General features: G+C 40.0%; 15 protein-coding genes. 3 read left to right on the plus strand and 12 right to left on the minus strand.

The genetic code is table 11. The features are described from left to right. Nucleotides 1-34: 34 nt before the first annotated feature. The 9 genes from A8F95_RS15545 to A8F95_RS15580 all read right to left on the minus strand — a co-directional run bounded on the left by A8F95_RS15545 (nt 35) and on the right by A8F95_RS15580 (nt 10076). Nucleotides 35-1402 carry an aspartate aminotransferase family protein gene (locus A8F95_RS15545; protein ID WP_218060678.1) on the minus strand — a complete coding sequence of 456 codons (1368 nt, stop codon included), beginning with the start codon at nt 1400-1402 and terminating at the stop codon, nt 35-37. A 334-nt stretch (nt 1403-1736) separates the two neighbouring features. Then, nucleotides 1737-2462, minus strand: a complete 726-nt coding sequence (locus A8F95_RS15550) for a GntR family transcriptional regulator (protein ID WP_065411382.1) — start codon at nt 2460-2462, stop codon at nt 1737-1739. A 195-nt stretch (nt 2463-2657) separates the two neighbouring features. Beyond that, a complete protein-coding gene (locus tag A8F95_RS15555) occupies nt 2658-3560 on the minus strand; it encodes a selenium metabolism-associated LysR family transcriptional regulator (RefSeq protein WP_065411578.1) in 903 nt (300 codons plus the stop codon). A gap of 58 nt (nt 3561-3618) precedes the next feature. Next, entirely contained in the window at nt 3619-4710 is a 1092-nt protein-coding gene (locus tag A8F95_RS15560) for a YeiH family protein (protein ID WP_077247403.1), read from the minus strand. A 204-nt stretch (nt 4711-4914) separates the two neighbouring features. Beyond that, nucleotides 4915-5058, minus strand: a complete 144-nt coding sequence (locus A8F95_RS22635) for a hypothetical protein (protein WP_176713731.1) — start codon at nt 5056-5058, stop codon at nt 4915-4917. 72 nt (nt 5059-5130) lie between these two features. Next, nucleotides 5131-5922: a thermonuclease family protein gene (locus A8F95_RS15565; RefSeq protein WP_065411383.1), complete on the minus strand. Its 792-nt coding sequence runs from the start codon at nt 5920-5922 to the stop codon at nt 5131-5133. A gap of 24 nt (nt 5923-5946) precedes the next feature. Next, entirely contained in the window at nt 5947-6468 is a 522-nt protein-coding gene (locus A8F95_RS15570) for a lytic transglycosylase domain-containing protein (RefSeq protein WP_245671401.1), read from the minus strand. 195 nt (nt 6469-6663) lie between these two features. Next, on the minus strand, nt 6664-8172 hold the full coding sequence (locus tag A8F95_RS15575) for a glycine betaine uptake BCCT transporter (RefSeq protein ID WP_065411385.1): 1509 nt from the start codon (nt 8170-8172) through the stop codon (nt 6664-6666). Nucleotides 8173-8507: 335 nt separating this feature from the next. Continuing rightward, the gene (locus A8F95_RS15580; RefSeq protein ID WP_065411386.1) at nt 8508-10076 is read right to left on the minus strand and encodes a GumC domain-containing protein; all 1569 of its coding nucleotides are present in this window, start codon (nt 10074-10076) and stop codon (nt 8508-8510) included. Between the two features lie 251 nt (nt 10077-10327). Between A8F95_RS15580 and A8F95_RS15590 the strand changes: the two genes are divergently transcribed. The 3 genes from A8F95_RS15590 (at nt 10328) to A8F95_RS15600 (ending at nt 13055) form a co-directional block, all read left to right on the plus strand. Then, entirely contained in the window at nt 10328-10678 is a 351-nt protein-coding gene (locus tag A8F95_RS15590) for a DUF485 domain-containing protein (protein ID WP_065411388.1), read from the plus strand. Between the two features lie 5 nt (nt 10679-10683). Beyond that, nucleotides 10684-12210, plus strand: coding sequence for a solute symporter family protein (locus A8F95_RS15595; protein WP_065411389.1), 1527 nt, complete (start codon nt 10684-10686; stop codon nt 12208-12210). Between the two features lie 113 nt (nt 12211-12323). Then, a complete protein-coding gene (locus tag A8F95_RS15600) occupies nt 12324-13055 on the plus strand; it encodes a L,D-transpeptidase family protein (protein WP_077247404.1) in 732 nt (243 codons plus the stop codon). A gap of 46 nt (nt 13056-13101) precedes the next feature. On the opposite strand, the gene A8F95_RS15605 is transcribed toward A8F95_RS15600, so the two are convergent. The 3 genes from A8F95_RS15605 to A8F95_RS15615 all read right to left on the minus strand — a co-directional run bounded on the left by A8F95_RS15605 (nt 13102) and on the right by A8F95_RS15615 (nt 16257). Further along, a complete protein-coding gene (locus A8F95_RS15605; RefSeq protein ID WP_065411390.1) occupies nt 13102-13623 on the minus strand; it encodes a hypothetical protein in 522 nt (173 codons plus the stop codon). A 179-nt stretch (nt 13624-13802) separates the two neighbouring features. Beyond that, nucleotides 13803-14915, minus strand: a complete 1113-nt coding sequence (gene ald / locus A8F95_RS15610) for an alanine dehydrogenase (RefSeq protein WP_065411391.1) — start codon at nt 14913-14915, stop codon at nt 13803-13805. Between the two features lie 112 nt (nt 14916-15027). Continuing rightward, entirely contained in the window at nt 15028-16257 is a 1230-nt protein-coding gene (locus tag A8F95_RS15615; protein ID WP_065411392.1) for a PucR family transcriptional regulator, read from the minus strand. Between the last annotated feature and the right edge of the window lie 134 nt (nt 16258-16391).

The following is a 16391-nucleotide window of genomic DNA, read 5'->3' on the forward strand; positions in this document are numbered from 1 at the left end:
CCTTCTCTTCGTTATTTATTGTATATAAATAAAATTATTTAGTTTCATTAAAAACTTCAAAAATGGTATTAACGACGAAATGTAAATCCTCTTCTGTAGAAGAAAGCGGCGGTGCCACAATCAGCACATTGTTAAAGCCTGGCACAGTGTCGCCATTTCGACCGATAATTAAGCCTTTCTCTTTACACTTGGCAACAATGCCGCCAATTACATCGTCTGCAATCGGTTCTTTTGTCGACTTGTCTTTTACTAGCTCCACCCCGTATAAGAATCCCTTAGAGCGAACTTCACCAACAAAAGGATGGTCAGCTAGTTGATTCAGCTTGCCTAAAATGGTTTCCCCAAGACGGGCTACTCTTTCAACAATGTTTTCTCTTTCAATGATTTCAATATTTTTCAGTGCCACTGCACAGCTTGCCGGATGTCCCCCATATGTAGAAACATGACGGAAGTGGTTATCGGCACCTGTTGCTTTAAATTTTTCATAAATGCGGGAATGCACCGCCGTTGCGCCAAGCGGCAAGTAGCCGCTAGTGAGTCCTTTCGCCATTGTTACGATATCCGGCTGTACACCTTCTGAATGCATAAAGCCGAACATTTTGCCTGTACGCCCAAAGCCGGAAACGACTTCGTCGACGATGAGAAGCACATCATGCTTTTTACAAATCTCAGCTACTCTTTGCATATATTCACCTGAAGGAACAATGACTCCGCCCCCCGAAATAAACGGCTCCATGATGACCGCAGCTACAGTTTCAGCGCCTTCCCATGTAATCATTTGATCGATTTGGTCAGCAGCTACTTTGTCACAATTTGTTACTTCCTCTCCAAATGGGCAGCGATAGCTGTAAGGAGGCGGAACATGGAGGAAGCCTGGCGCACCTGGATCATACTTTACTCGTCTATTCGCCTGAGCGGTAGCGCTCATTGCTCCAAGAGTAGACCCATGGTAAGCCCGATATCTGGAAATGAATTTATATTTCCCCGGGTTTCCATTTTGCTGATGATATTGCCGCGCAATTTTGAAGGCGGTTTCATTTGCTTCCGATCCGCTATTTGAGAAAAAAGTTTTATATGAGTCCCCTAACAATTCACTAATCTTTGCGGATAGCTCAATCGCCGGCTGATGGCTCAGCGTAAGCGGGAAATAAGAAAGTCTTCTCATTTGCTCTGCAGCTGCCTCAACGATCTCTTCACGTCCGTGGCCTAAATTTAGGCACCATAGCCCTGAAACACCATCTAAATAGCGTTTTCCTTCAAGATCCGTGAACCAAGCCCCTTCTCCTGATTCAGCAATCATTGGCTTGCCGCCTTCTACGTGTCGGCTCATCGCATGCCATAAGTGATTGTTATCCTGTTCAATCAGCTTTTGATTATCTTTGACTTCCAATTGAGTCATCATGTTTGCCCCCTTTAACCAGTTATTGATCACTAGCTTATCTATTAAACTCAGCTGCTGCTGCAGCGAATTTACCAGAACGACGCTTTTTTATAAGTACTTCCCCCGTCTCCCCCTTGTTCCTTTTTGTCACATCCTGTCATCAGGTCGTCCGTACCAGTTTGTGTATGTCCTTGTTGTTATTTATATTAAAACACACGTTTTGAAAATATTCAATCAATTCTAAAAATATTATTTATTGAAAATTCTCTTTATACTTATCTGCATTTTTAATAGACAAAGAATAAAGGGATGACCGTCAGAGAGCAGACTTGCACTTTGTACGGCTGCCCTCTAGCTAACTATTCTTTTTGCTTAATTTCATTCGGAATGAATACATATCTGATCGGAAAGAAGCAACATAATATTCAATTAGCCTCCCAGAGTGATCCATCAGTTTCCGCTCTGTGTTTAAGACGTTAAATGAGTCTGGAACCTCTAACAGCTCAGCGTCCTCGGCACTTAAAAAACCACTTGTGATCAATTGCTCAGCCTCAGCAAATTGAATACCGAGATTTTCTTCCATCAAATCAAATAGAGTTCCCTTATCAATATCAAGCTCAGCTAATTTACTGCCGATTTCGACAGGATAATATTGCACTTCGATCGCCAGCGGAATATCGTTAGCGTATCGGACCCTTTTGATAAAATAGGCTATTTTAAGACCCGTAGCTTCAACAATGTCATCAGGCGGGTTCACCACTCCGTGCGTAACAAGCTTAGCTCCGGGCTCCATGCCCATTTTCCGTATCGTTTCAGTTGTACTCGTTAAGGAGCCAAGCCAATCTTGAATTGCTTTTGATGAAATAAAGGTACCTTTTCCATGAACTTTTTCCACGATGCCTTCCCGAACAAGATGAGCAACCGCCTCTCTTACCGTACTTCTGCTCACTTCATATTCATCCATTAACTGCCGCTCACTCGGAATTTTGTTGCGATAGTGGCCCTCATTAATCAACCCTTCTATTTTGTTTCTTAGTTGAATATGAAGCGGCACCGGATCTTTTGGATTTAGCTTCTCCACGTGAATACCCCTTTCCCTTTAGTTTTTACTTTTACAAAAAACTAGTGGCCCTAGATTACAAACAAAGTGCCCTTTTCATTTTACATGCTAAACTTTCCTTCTCTCCATCTTATGACGATTTCACAAATTTGTAAAATTATCCTGCACAAAAACAGGTGTCGACAAAATTCTATCTAGGAATTTTGTCGACACCTGTTAATGACATGCACTGCTAGACTGTGAGAAAACAAGCTCAATTAACTTCTCGCTTGTTAGCTGCAATGCCTCTTCAAAATAAACCATATAAAATTGTCTTGTTAATTTCACTCCATCAATCTTTACTTCTTTTAAAGTGCCCAGCTGCAATTCTTTTTTTACAGCTGACTTTGAAATAATAGAGATGCCAATATCTGCCTCTACTGCACTCTTAATAGATTCAGTATGTTCCAACTCCAATACTGTTCTTAAATTATCAGGATTTACTTCATTTTTTCTTAAGCTGCCTTCGATGACTTGTCTCGTTCCAGAACCTTTCTCCCTAATAATGAAGGGCAGCGTAACCAGTTCTTCTTTTGATATACTGTTTCCTTCGACGATGTTGGAAGAACAAGAAGCGATCAAAATTAATTCATCTTCTTGAAACGGCACTTGTTTCAAATTAGGGTAAGACAGCATCGATTCAATAAACCCCAAATTTAGTTCGTGTTTATAAAGCTTTTCAATAATTTGTTCGGAGTTACACATTTTTAAGTGGACATCAACGAGCGGATAAAGCTTTTTATAATTGGCAATTAAAAATGGGAGAACGTGCTCACCGATGGTAAGGCTGGCTCCAATATTTAAATGGCCGGCTACTTCTCCCTTAAGCTCCTGCAGTTCATTTTGAATCTCATTCATTAAGAATAGCAGTTTCTTCGCTTTCTTATATAGTATTTGTCCAGCCGGTGTTAATTCGACTTTTTTCGTTGTGCGTTCAAATAGTTTAGTTTGCAGCATCTCTTCCAAATGTTTAATTTGCAGACTGACAGATGACTGAGAGATATGTAGCTCCTTTGCCGTCTGCGAAAAGTTTTTGTTGTTTGCTACTGCATAAAATAATCGCAAATACTCTAGGTTCATTTTTCCGCTCCCCTCTGTTCCCTCTTTCATTATAAATGAACACCAGGGGATTTTTTACTTAAATCATACGAAAGATAAATAAAATCAAAGGAGAGAGCGCTAACAGTCCTGCAAAACCAACGACTGCTACCCCTACTGGCTTCAATCCTTCCTTTGCAAAATCTTTGTAATTCACATTCAATCCAAGCCCCGCCATTCCCATTGCAAGCAAGTATACGCTTAATAGCAGTAAATAGGTGACGATACTTTCGGGAACGATTTGAAGCGTATTAATAAAGCTAGCAAATAGAAAACCAAAAATAAACCAAGGAATCGGCAAGCTTTTTAGCCCCTTCTCCGCCAGTTCTTTTCTATTCATAATAAAACTAATTAATAGGGCGACAGGTATTAATAAAAGCACTCTTCCAAGCTTTACGATGACAGCAGCCTGGCTGCTTTCCGCTCCTCCTGGCACAGCTGCTGCCACAACATGGGCAAGCTCGTGAAGGGTCGCTCCTGTTAATACACCATACTCATACTTACTAATTGGCAAATAGGGAAATAAGAAAATATACAGCAGGGCACCGACTGTCCCTAAAATAGCAATACAAGAAACAGCAATCGCTGTATGTTCTTGTTTATTTTTGATGATCGGTGCTACTGCAATAATGGCAGCAGCACCGCAAATTGCTGTACCTGCTGCAATTAACATCGATAAATGTTTGTCTAGCTTGAATACCTTGCCTAGCAAAAGAATAAATAACATTGTGAACGTAATAACAAGCACATCTGTTGCCAATACAGCGTAACCGGCTGCTACGATATCGAGCAAGTTTAAACGGAAACCGAGTAAAATAATCCCTGCCCGGAGCAGTACTTTGCTGCTAAATTGAATGCCTTCTTGATAATCAGGCTTAACTTGAATTGTGTTTTTCCAAACCATACCGATCAAAATAGATAGAATCATAATTCCCATAATTTGAAAAAATGGCAGTTTGGCAATGAAGCCCGCTGTAATAGCGATAAGTAAAGTTAAGGCAACTCCTTTTATCACTCTTTGGAACTTACTTTTTTGTGCTGGTCTTTCTTGTGGAGCAGGTTGTAATTTTCGTGCTTCCAATCCGATCACCTCCGTATTAGTTAAATTAAACGTATCACAGTTTTCATTCATTATTATTTTGATTATGTGATAAGTGTTATTGCATTCTCTCATGGAAAGAAAGGATCTTCTTGTTTAGCTTTTCACCGTTCTCTCATTGCAAAGACTTCCTATCCCCATTCTCGTCTAATGACTTAAGTGGATGCTCAGTTCGTGAAAGGAGGCACTTTCATTAATCGATACAAAAAAACGACCTATCAAGGCCGTTTTGTAAAGTCACTTCTTTTTTCCTTTTTCATCTTCTTCTCTCGCTGGCGGTCTTCTCCCCCACCAAAATTCATGAACACGCTGCAACCGCTCCTGACGTTCTTGCTCTGTCATGCCCTCTCTTTGTTCTGGCTTGTTAGGTTTACTCATCATGTACCCCTCCCCTATTTTATTTTGTCATACCATCTTATGCCTCATAGGGAAAAAAGTGCAGGTGATCCTTTCTTATCTTTTAGCTGCTCTAAAACCAGCCGCTTCTGCTTCCTCTTTCGTACAAAACATTTGTTCCGGCTTCGTTATTTCATATGACTGATTTCCAGGCACATGATAAATTCTTTCACCTGAACTCGAAATATTGCCTTTGATTTGACAGTCACCCGCTGGAGAGGCACTCTCTTCTTTTTTAGAAGGCTCTGCATTATACCCGCGATCCGTCACATAATCTTCCACTGACCAAATGCCGAGCCGTTGCTCACGTGCTTTTTGCTGCACTTGCTCAAAGCGGTCAACATACTTCGTATTCGGCGGAAAGATTGCTACCCGCGCTAGTCCTTTTGCAATTAGCTGCTCATTCACAAGCTGTCCATCGAGCCATACATAGGCAAGCACCCGGCCATAACGGTCACGCTCTTGCACATCCATTTCTAAAGCTACATCCTGACCTGTTAACAATTTTTTCGTAAAAGCCGAAGCTTCTGGACCAAAAGGCTGAACCCCTAGGCGTGGATGCTTCGTTTCAGGCGTATCCACGAGCGTCATTCGGACTCGTTCTTTTTTACCGTTCGATAGCTTAACATCAAAAGTATCGCCATCAACTACATACACGACAGTGCCTGTCAGACGATTCTTAGATTCCGTTTCGCCTTTATAGGCTTCTAAAGATGAATGCTCCTGTTTTTGAACATCCTCTGTGCTTTCCGGGGATTGTTTTGAAGTATCTGCTGGCTGTTGTCCAGCCGCACAGCCGCTCATAATAAATAAAATAGCCAGGCATAAAATTAATATAAATCTGCTCATAATAAATCTGTTTTCCTCATTTCTCTATTTATTAGCTGTATAGGCATAAAAATAATGCAGCACTTCTTCTACATACTTTTCACTATGATTATAAGAGTAAATGGCCTTGTTCAACTGGCCATCAGCTGCCCCATGAGCCCTCAAGTAAGCAGCTGCACTAAAAATGGCATCTTCCACATCAAAAGGATCTGCTTTCCCATCACCATTAGCATCAACTCCATACCCTCCATACTTTTTAATGACGGCAGGGTTAACCTTGTCTTTTTCAGGAATATTTCCTTTTCCGAGCCCGCTGCATGATGGGTGGCTCCAGCCTACAAACGTACACGGCATAAATTGTAACGGCCCCTCCGCTCCTACGGGAGAGATCATAGGATCCATTTTCGAAAACTTAGTCTCTACTCGGTGATGGGCCGCCAACAACTGCCATGGCACACCATATTCCTTCTCTGCCGCTTGATATATGGGGATAAATTCCTTTGGGATGGATGGTTCAATAGCTGTATTTGTAGGACCGCCCTGTTGATGAAGCGCGGCGTATATCATCACAATCATAAATAACAAAAAAAATAATTTTCTTTTTACCGATTTTTTAAGCTTCCTCTTCTTCATGCTGTTCTCCCTACTAGAAAGTCGATTCGTCATTTATATTAGAGAACTATAGAGAAATCTGCAAGCAATAACGATACCGGGCAAAAAAAGGACCGCTCTGCATCCAGCAGAACGGTTCTTTTTAAGACGTTACTTTTTAGAAGGATGAAGTTCCTTTAGCATCTCTTTTCTTTCTTTCGCTAATGATCGATATAATGACACCATCATCAATATCATAATCGCTGAGAACGGAAGGGCAGCTATAATAAGAGCATTTTGCAGTGCCTGCAGCCCTCCACTGTATAAGAGAATAACCGCTACAAGTGATTGAGCCACACCCCAGACGAGCTTTACCCGATTTGAAGGGGTAAGTGAACCGTGGCTTGTTTGCATTCCAAGTACAAAAGTAGCGGAATCAGCGGAAGTAATAAAGAATATACCCACTAAAGCAATCGCTACTACCGACAGAACAGAAGACCATGGAAGCTCATGAAAAATAGCAAATAACACTTCTTCTGTTGCATGCTTCGTTAAATCTACGGCACCCGACATTTGCAGGTCGATTGCTGAAGAACCAAATACGGCAAACCAAAAAAAGCTCACAAGCGCCGGCATAATAAGAGTACCAATTAAAAACTCCCGAATCGTTCTTCCTTTAGATACACGGGCGATAAAGATACCGACAAATGGCGACCAGGAAATCCACCAGGCCCAATAAAAAATAGTCCAGCCGTTAATCCATGTGCGATGTTCCTCATTTAAGGGAGCAATCCGAAAGCTCATTGCTGCCAAGTTTTGAAGATACGCACCAATTGTATCGGTAAACAAATTCATAATAAACATCGTTGGGCCAAGAATAAGCATAAGTACCAGCAGAACAGCAGCTAAAACCATATTCGTGTTGCTTAATATTTTAATTCCCTTTCCTAGCCCGCTAAGAGCGGAGGCGATAAATAAAACTGTTACAACAATAATAATAATCAATTGAACAGAGAAGTTAATCGGCATACCAAATAAGTAGGAAAGGCCACCATTAATCTGGGCTGCACCAAAGCCAAGTGTTGTAGCTACTCCGACTACTGTCGCAAATACAGCCATTACATCAATCGCTGTACCGAGCGGTCCCCTTGCCTTCTTTCCTAAAATGGGCACGAGTGTAGCACTGATTAAGCCAGGCTCCCCTTTGCGGAACTGGTAGTAGGCCAACGCCAGTGCCACAACAGCATAAATAGCCCAGGCATGAATGCCCCAATGAAAAAATGTATAACGCATTGATTCTTTTACCGCTGCATCTGATTCTGCTTTTGCTAAAGGAGGATCAATTGCAAAGTGGCTCAATGGCTCCGCTGCCCCCCAAAATACTAAGCCTATTCCCATACCTGCACTAAACAGCATAGCAAACCATGTAGAAGTAGAATAATCGGGCTTTTCTCCAGGCTTACCTAACCTGATAGCTCCTACAGGGCTAAAGATCAACAGTAAACAAAATAATACAATAATCGAAACTAGGATTAAATAATACCAGCCAAAAGCTGATGTAATAAACGTTTGAACGTTGCTTGTTACTTGCTCAAATGTACTTGGCGCTGCAACACCAAATACAACAGAAGCGAGCACTAATGCGATGGTAATCCAAAATACATTTGAAATTTTTTGCACAAAATTCTCCTTTCCTTTCTTAAGCTGAGTAATGCACATGGGAATGGGCAGTATGGATGCAGATTTTCTCTGCGCTTATTCGACAACCTTTATAACCCTAACAAATATTCGAGAGTCAATCAAGTGAAGCGAGCTTTTCTAAGGACGAAAAAGCTCTGCCGGCTAATGCTGGCAGAGCTTTCAGGCTGTTGACAAATCCTCTCTTCTTTGTTTCTTGCCTGGCTGCCCAATACGTGCGACCTTGATGATCCTTCCACTCTTTTCCAGGCTTTTACACTTTAAAAGATATATGTTTTCAATCAACCTGAGATGTTGAAAATAGACTTTGCCTATGATTATAGCTCATTAACATAGGAAGTTCTTTCTTTTTCCATTTCACTCTTATACAACTGCGCCAATCCATACGTTCGCTTTTCCGTCTCAGAAATAGCGCTTCTCATTTGTTTTTCTTGTTGTCTGACTTCTGCTAATTTTTCTGTAAACTTTTCAATTTTACGCTGAATCTCTTGCTTATTAAGATGGAGTTCTGACAGCTCAGCATTCGAACGATGAATTTCTTGTATGAGATTTGGCTCATAATCATGATACTTATCTAATACTAACACTGCCATCTCATCAAACAATCTATCAATTTTCTTTTCAATTTGTGCTTTTGTCGTTTGGTGGTAACTGGATTTAATAAAGGTAGTAACAGACCCAATAATCCCTTTTTTTATGTTTTCCTGTTTTGCTAATTTTGATTCAATTTTCTTTAAATCTTCTTGCAAACGGTTGTTTTTCACACTAAGTTCACCGAAATAAGGGCGAGCTGGATCCTGCTTTAAGAGCTGGGTTAGTTGTTCATGAAGCTGCAGGTTATAGGTTTCTGTTTGACGGAATACAGCTTCCGCTTCCTTTAATTCCTCGCGTAAAATATCGAGCCCTTTTTTCCAGTCATTTTGTTTTTGTACCATTTCATTTACCGAGCGGAGCATTTTTCTATATTCAGCAAACCGCTTGTTCCAAGAGTAGGTAACGACAGCAAGCTCCTCATCTTCCTCTTCTTCTGTTTCTTTGTCTGCTAAATAAGGCAAGAGCGTTTCCAGTAAAACCATAGGAAGCAATCCTTTATTAAACAGCAAATTTTGATAGCGATACAGAATGCCGTCTCCTTTAAAAATAAGCGATAAGAGTACGTCTGGATTCATCATCCATGAAAAATAAGCCGCTTCCTGTGGTTCAAGAACAGCTGCAGGGCGTTTTGTTGCGAAGCATTGAAGCAAATATTTATAAAAGCCGAATCCTGTTTTTTCGACAATTGCCGTGAAGACAGAAAAAGGATCTTGTATTAAAAGCAACTGCAGCTCTTCTTCTGTCCACTCTGCTAAATGAATACGGTCCTTAACCTGCTCCTGCTGGTAGGAAGGCATATGCTCAACAAATTTTAAAATCTCTTCTACCCAAATAACGGTTGGTGCTTCTTTATCATTTTTCGATTGCTGGGCATTCATATGAACATATAGTTGTGTCATTTCCCAATGAACTAGAAACTCTACTTTATTCTTATTGGCAAACTGCTCAAACACACTCGAAAAGTCTTTATATTGTTTTTGAAGCTGTTGAAAAGCCTCTTCTGCAATTTCATCGCATTGTTTCACGACTTTATACGGATCATCAAGCAGACGCATGGAGAGCTTAAGCGTTTTGCTTAACTCTAGCAATAAGTCTAATTGCAGCTCTTGATCTTCCACTACATTTAGCTTGTCTGCTTCCCGCTTCAGCCAATCGTAAAAATGAGCAGATTGCTCTTTCGAGACGAGATCTTTTGTTTTAGAAGAAACGAGATCCCAAAAGTTTAAATTATGCAATATGACATATACAAATCGTAAATGAGTTCCTTTAAGTGACACAAGTGAATGTGCCAATTGTCGGCCTTCTATCATTATTTATCCGTCCAATCTGTTCAAGTTATTTGGTTATTATTATATATCAAAATAACAGAAGAAGACATTAACGCCAAGAAAATCGCTTATAAACAAGCGATTGTCGAATTATGTCTAAAACTAATCAGTCTGATTTTCTTGAAGATATTGCTAATCAAGGAAAAATTTCTTAAAATTGGTGTATAATTCTGAAATTTAAATAATTTCAGGAAATTTATCTTAGGAGGATGTTCATGGGAAATCAAAAATTAACCCCCTTACCACTCACCGAAGAGAAAACCACTTACGAAAAGATTGCCGGAAGCAAAGAATTTAAGCACATGGTCAAAACGAAAAATAAGTTTCTTGTCCCTCTTTCGATCTTCTTTCTGCTATTTTATTTTTCATTGCCGCTTCTTACGTCTTATTCAACTATCTTGAACAAACCGGCGATCGGTTCCATCTCCTGGGTCTGGGTTTTCGCTTTTGCTCAATTTATCATGACTTGGTCTCTTAGTATGATTTATGTAAAAAAAGCCAATCAATTTGATCAAATGTCTGATGATATTTTAAGTGATTTTCAAGTAGAGAGAAAAGGAGATTAATCATTATGAGTATCATTGGCTTAGCGTTCTTCGTTGGAATAGTTGGATTAACACTTGTAGTCACATATTTTGCTGCCAAACGGACGAATACCGCAAGTGAATTTTATACGGCGGGCGGCGGGCTTACAGGCTGGCAAAATGGATTAGCTATTGCTGGAGATTATTTGTCAGCAGCCTCCTTTCTCGGAATAGCTGGAGCTATTGCTCTCAATGGCTTTGATGGTTTCTTTTTTAGTATCGGCTACCTCGTTGCCTATTTGGTTGTGCTTTATCTAGTAGCTGAGCCACTTCGTAATTTAGGTAAATACACACTGGCCGATATGATTAATGCCCGCTTTGACCAGAAGAAAATAAGAGCTACTGCAGCTCTCAGTACAATTACGATCGTAATCTTTTATATGATCGCCCAACTTGTCGGAGCAGGTGCGCTCATCCAGTTGCTATTAGGGATTGATTATTGGATTGCTGTCTTAATTGTTGGTGTCATGATGACTGTTTACGTACTGTTTGGAGGAATGACCGCCACGAGCTGGGTACAAATCATTAAAGCTGTACTGCTAATGATTGGAACCGTTATCATTTCTGTTCTCGTACTAATGAAGTTTCATTTTAATATTTTCGAAATGTTCTCTGATATGAAGTCAGCTACTTCACATGGGGAAAACTACTTGAACCCCGGGATCAAATACAAAGACCCCATTGATACGATGTCCATCACCATGGCTTTAGTATTTGGTACAGCTGGACTTCCACATATTCTCATGCGATTCTTTACTGTAAAAGATGCAAAAACAGCAAGAAGCTCTGTTATTTACGCTACTTGGATTGTCGGTGTCTTTTATATCCTTACCATATTCCTTGGTTTCGGTGCGGCAGCTTTTGTAGGGGCTGATGAAATCATTGCTGCTAACGCCGCAGGAAACATGGCAGCACCTTTGCTTGCCCAAGCGTTAGGCGGGGATATGCTCATGTCATTCGTATCCGCCGTAGCGTTTGCTACTATCCTGGCTGTGGTAGCCGGACTGGTTTTATCAGGTGCTTCCGCCTTTGCCCATGATATTTATGGTCAAATTATTAAAAAAGGACAGATTACTGAAAAACAGCAAATGCTCGCTGCTCGCTATGCGTCCATTTCAGTCGCTATATTTTCCATTATACTCGCTTTGTTTGCACAAAAAATGAATGTGGCCTTCCTAGTTTCCCTTGCCTTTTGTGTCGCAGCTAGTGCTAATCTTCCTGTTATTTTATACACGATCTATTGGAAGCGCTTCAATACAACGGGTGCCGTCTCTGCCATGTTAACAGGACTGCTTTCAGCTCTTATCTTAGTAGCGATTAGCCCCAACGTATTAGGTCCAGAAGGAACAGCTATTTTTGTCGGCAATCCGATCTTCCCGTTAACGAATCCAGCAATCGTTTCAATTCCAGCCGGATTCCTTGCTGGATATATCGGCACTGTACTTTCTGCTAAAGCGGATGCCCGCAAGTTTGCTGAGGTGTCTGTAAAAGCAAATACCGGCTTTAAAGGTTGAGATAAATAAAATAAAGTCTACTTGCAACAGCCCTAGTGCTGTTGCTTTTTATTCCATTTTTGGTACCTTTGCTGTTAGCATCATAGTATAATAGTTAAAAACAGGAGGAACACATGAAGAAATTATTGGTACCGATTTTATCCGTTGTTTGCTTCGCCTTTTTATTTCCTTCTCTGCCCTCCGCTGCTGACAGCCCTGCTTTCGAAAAAAAGCTAACAGAACAATTATCTCTTGTTCAAGACAGCCATCAGTTCATTGTAGTGGAAGGAAAAACAAACAGTTACCAGGCTTTGCTGCGGACATACGAAAAGAGAGGAAACAAATGGGTACAAGTTCATAAATCAGCTGCTGTTATCGGAAAGAATGGATTGTCTAGCTCAAAGAAAGAGGGAGATGGCCGGACGCCTGTTGGCTTATTCTCTATTGGTGAAAGCTTTGGGTTTGCTTCTAAACCAGCTAATCTAAAAATGCGCTACACTCAGACGAATAACTATCATTATTGGATAGATGACCCAACTTCGCCTGACTATAATAAGTGGATATATTATAGGGGCAATCCTAATAAGCGTTGGAAATCTTATGAACGGATGAACCATTATTTATACAAATATGCCGTCATTATTAATTACAACCGTAATCCTATCATTAAAGGCAAAGGCAGTGCGATCTTTCTCCACAGATGGCGTCAGTCTACGAGTCCAACAGCCGGATGTGTGGCTCTCAGTGAAAAACAACTATTAAATGTTATGCGCTGGATTGCTCCATCTAAGCAGCCAAAAATTATTATTGGAGACCAATCTTCCATTTTAACGCAGCTAAAGGCCCGCAATACCCCAGCTAAGTGACGAAGTAAGCTATGAAGAAAGAGCGATCATCACGAGATCGCTCTTTCTACAGTTGTGTTATACTATTTTTCACAAGAGCTAAACTACTGTTCAGCTCTTGTTTTAATTTTCTTTCTTTTTGAACAAACTTAGCAGATGGTTCTTGGGGATGCAAGGCCAACCGAATATATTGCTTGTAAGTGATATGGGCATCAAGCAGCGCTGAATAAGCTTCCATCATTTCTTTAGGCGGATCCGGCAACTCGGATAATAAATCATGGCATTTTGCTGATTCCTGTTCTAACGACTGAACCATTTGCTCGTCTTGAACATATTCAAAAGAATTGTTTTTTCCAGCTACAATTCCTTCTCCATAACGACTGACTATCCCTTGTCCACTTGAATAGCTGGAAACAATTGTTTCTGCCTTGAACGCATTCCTATCCATTAACTGATAAATGACTTTTAGTTTATCTGCGTAAGCCTGTTCAATCTTGTAATCTGTATAATAATAAAAGAGCGGCGCAAAAAAAAGAAACATAACGAGAATAGTTAGAGGAAAGAGTTTTGTAAAATAAGTTGTTTTCATAAAAAAGCGTTTGCCAAATATTTTTCATCACCTAGCCTTTTACTAATCGCATTTTCCATCTAATAAAAATTATATCATAGCGGCCTTGCTAAAAAGTCAGGCTTTACAGTATTTAACAGAATTGATACATTTGTAAGGTTAAAAAAAAACCTGTCAAACAACGACAGGTTTTTTTATCATTACGCTAATTCTTCTACTGCTTTAAATTCGTAACCAAGATCTTTAGCTACTGCTTCATAAGTTACATGACCTTTATAAGTATTTACACCAAGTTTTAATGCAGGGTTGTCCTGAATAGCTCGGTTAAATCCTTTATTAGCGATTTGTAAAGCGTAAGGAATTGTAACATTCGTTAATGCCACTGTAGACGTACGTGGAACTGCTCCAGGCATGTTAGCAACTGCATAATGGACAACGCCGTGTTTTTCATAAGTTGGGTTGTCATGTGTTGTTACGTGATCAACTGTTTCAAAAATACCACCTTGGTCTACTGCTACGTCTACGATTACAGATCCTGGAGACATTGCTTTGACCATTTCTTCTGTAACAAGCTTAGGTGCTTTTGAACCTGGAATTAATACCGCTCCAATAACAAGATCAGATTCTTTCACTGATTCAGCGATATTCACTGGGCTGGACATTAATGTTTGCACACTTGAGCCAAAGATATCTTCAAGCTGACGAAGACGATCTGCGCTTAGGTCAATGATTGTGACTTCAGCTCCAAGGCCAGATGCAATTTTTGCTGCATTTGTTCCAACCATACCGCCGCCGATTACAGTTACTCTACTTTTCTTTACTCCCGGTACTCCGCCAAGAAGGACACCTTTGCCTCCTTTGTTTTTCTCAAGGAATTGAGCACCAATTTGCGCTGCCATACGGCCTGCCACTTCACTCATTGGTGAAAGTAAAGGAAGAGTGCGATTCACTGACACTGTTTCATAAGCAACACCCGTTACCTCATTTTCTACTAGTGCCTTTGTTAAAGCTGGTTCTGCTGCGAGATGAAGATACGTAAATAACAATAAATCTTTACGGAAATATTGGTATTCCGACTCAATCGGCTCTTTTACTTTTAATACCATTTCTGCTTGAGCCCATAAATCTTTAGCTGAATCGATTAGTTGTGCACCAAATTCTTGGTACTCTTCGTTAGTGAAACCGCTTCCAAGACCTGCATCCTTTTCTACTAATACTGTATGTCCAGCATTCACTAGAGTAGTAACACCAGCTGGCGTGATTGCAACGCGGTTTTCATTGTTTTTTATTTCCTTAGGAACACCAATAATCATCTTAACATCTCCCCTTCTTTTCAATATACGTCTATATTATGATAAATTTGGTATTATTTCATCATTGTAAATAAAAAATTCAGAGAGATGTTTTTGTGTTTTTCTACAAACTTTATTCCTCTAGTTGTTGAATGAGTAAATCTAAATATAAAGTAATTTTTTGATTGGCGTCTTTTAAGTTAATCCCCGCTATCTCTGCTATTCTTTTTAATCGATAAGCAAGCGTGTTAGCATGGATATGTAATGCTTTTGCTGCATCATTCACATTTCCGTCGTGCTGTAAGAAAACAAAAATCGTTTCTTGCAAGTTAGCATGGTGGTCTCGATCATAGTTACTCAACTTTTCAATTGCTGGATTTTTATAGCCAGATCCCTTTCTAATCGCAGCAAGATCTTCAATAAATTGAAACACACCGAGCTTTTCATAGCTAAAAATGGCGGCAGCGGCTAATGGAAACTGCTGTTTGACCTTCAATACATATAACGCTTCCTGATAGCTTTTCGCTAACTCTAGCGGATTATCAGTTGTACTGCCTGCAGCTGCAACAATTCCTGAGATTTTCTGGCGTTCCTTAATTTTAGCTGTCAAATTGTTGACAAAATCAGAAATAGCCTGTTCATGATCTTTGTCAGGCAGTCTTACTAGTAAAATCAATTGCCCATTATCAAATGTTCTTGCTACGATAGGAAGCTGCTGCATCGTTTCCACCAGATAATTTGTTTGCTGTTCAACGGGTTGACTAATAGGCTTTAAAAAGTCAAAAATAACGACAGCTAACTGCCCTTTTAACATAAGATTGTACCGCTCATTTACTTGTTCCAAGTCTCTAAGCCGGGTGAAGTGACCTGTTAGCAGTTTCCAAAAAAGTTCTTCATAATTCTTTTCAGTTTCTGTTTTCTGATTTTGACGTTGAATAAGCTGATTTTTTACTGCCTTGGCTGCTTCCTGCAAGATAAGGATTTTCTCTTCATTAAACGGCTTGCGAGGATGAGCCCAAATAAAGCCTACTACTTCCTTATTCTTCCGCACCGAAATAGCTACACGTTCTCCTATTCCTACCTGGTCAATTTTAGGAACGATCACCGGTTCTTCTGTTTCAAATAGCTTCGGTATAGCGCCAACCTTCCATAAACTATTAATAACATTTTCCGGCACACGCCTGCGCATAATAGTCGCAATTCTAACAGGATCCACTTCATCCTCATGTCGGCTATAGGCGATAATACGATGATTATTATCCTCTATGGTAATCGGACACTCGAGTTCCTCACTGATTAAATCAGCAAGTACTTCAAGGGACTCATATTCTTTAGAGAAAAAATTTCCAGTTAATTTTTCCACCTAACCACTTTCTTTCTATAGTTTCATTCTGTACAAACATTATATTATTAGACAGCTCCGCTTGAAAGCTCTTTTTAACTGAATAATCCATTCAATTATAAAACTTTTTATTTTAATGCTTCACCAAAGATAAT

Source organism: Pseudobacillus wudalianchiensis (genome assembly GCF_001685015.1).
GTDB lineage: Bacteria > Bacillota > Bacilli > Bacillales > Domibacillaceae > Pseudobacillus > Pseudobacillus wudalianchiensis.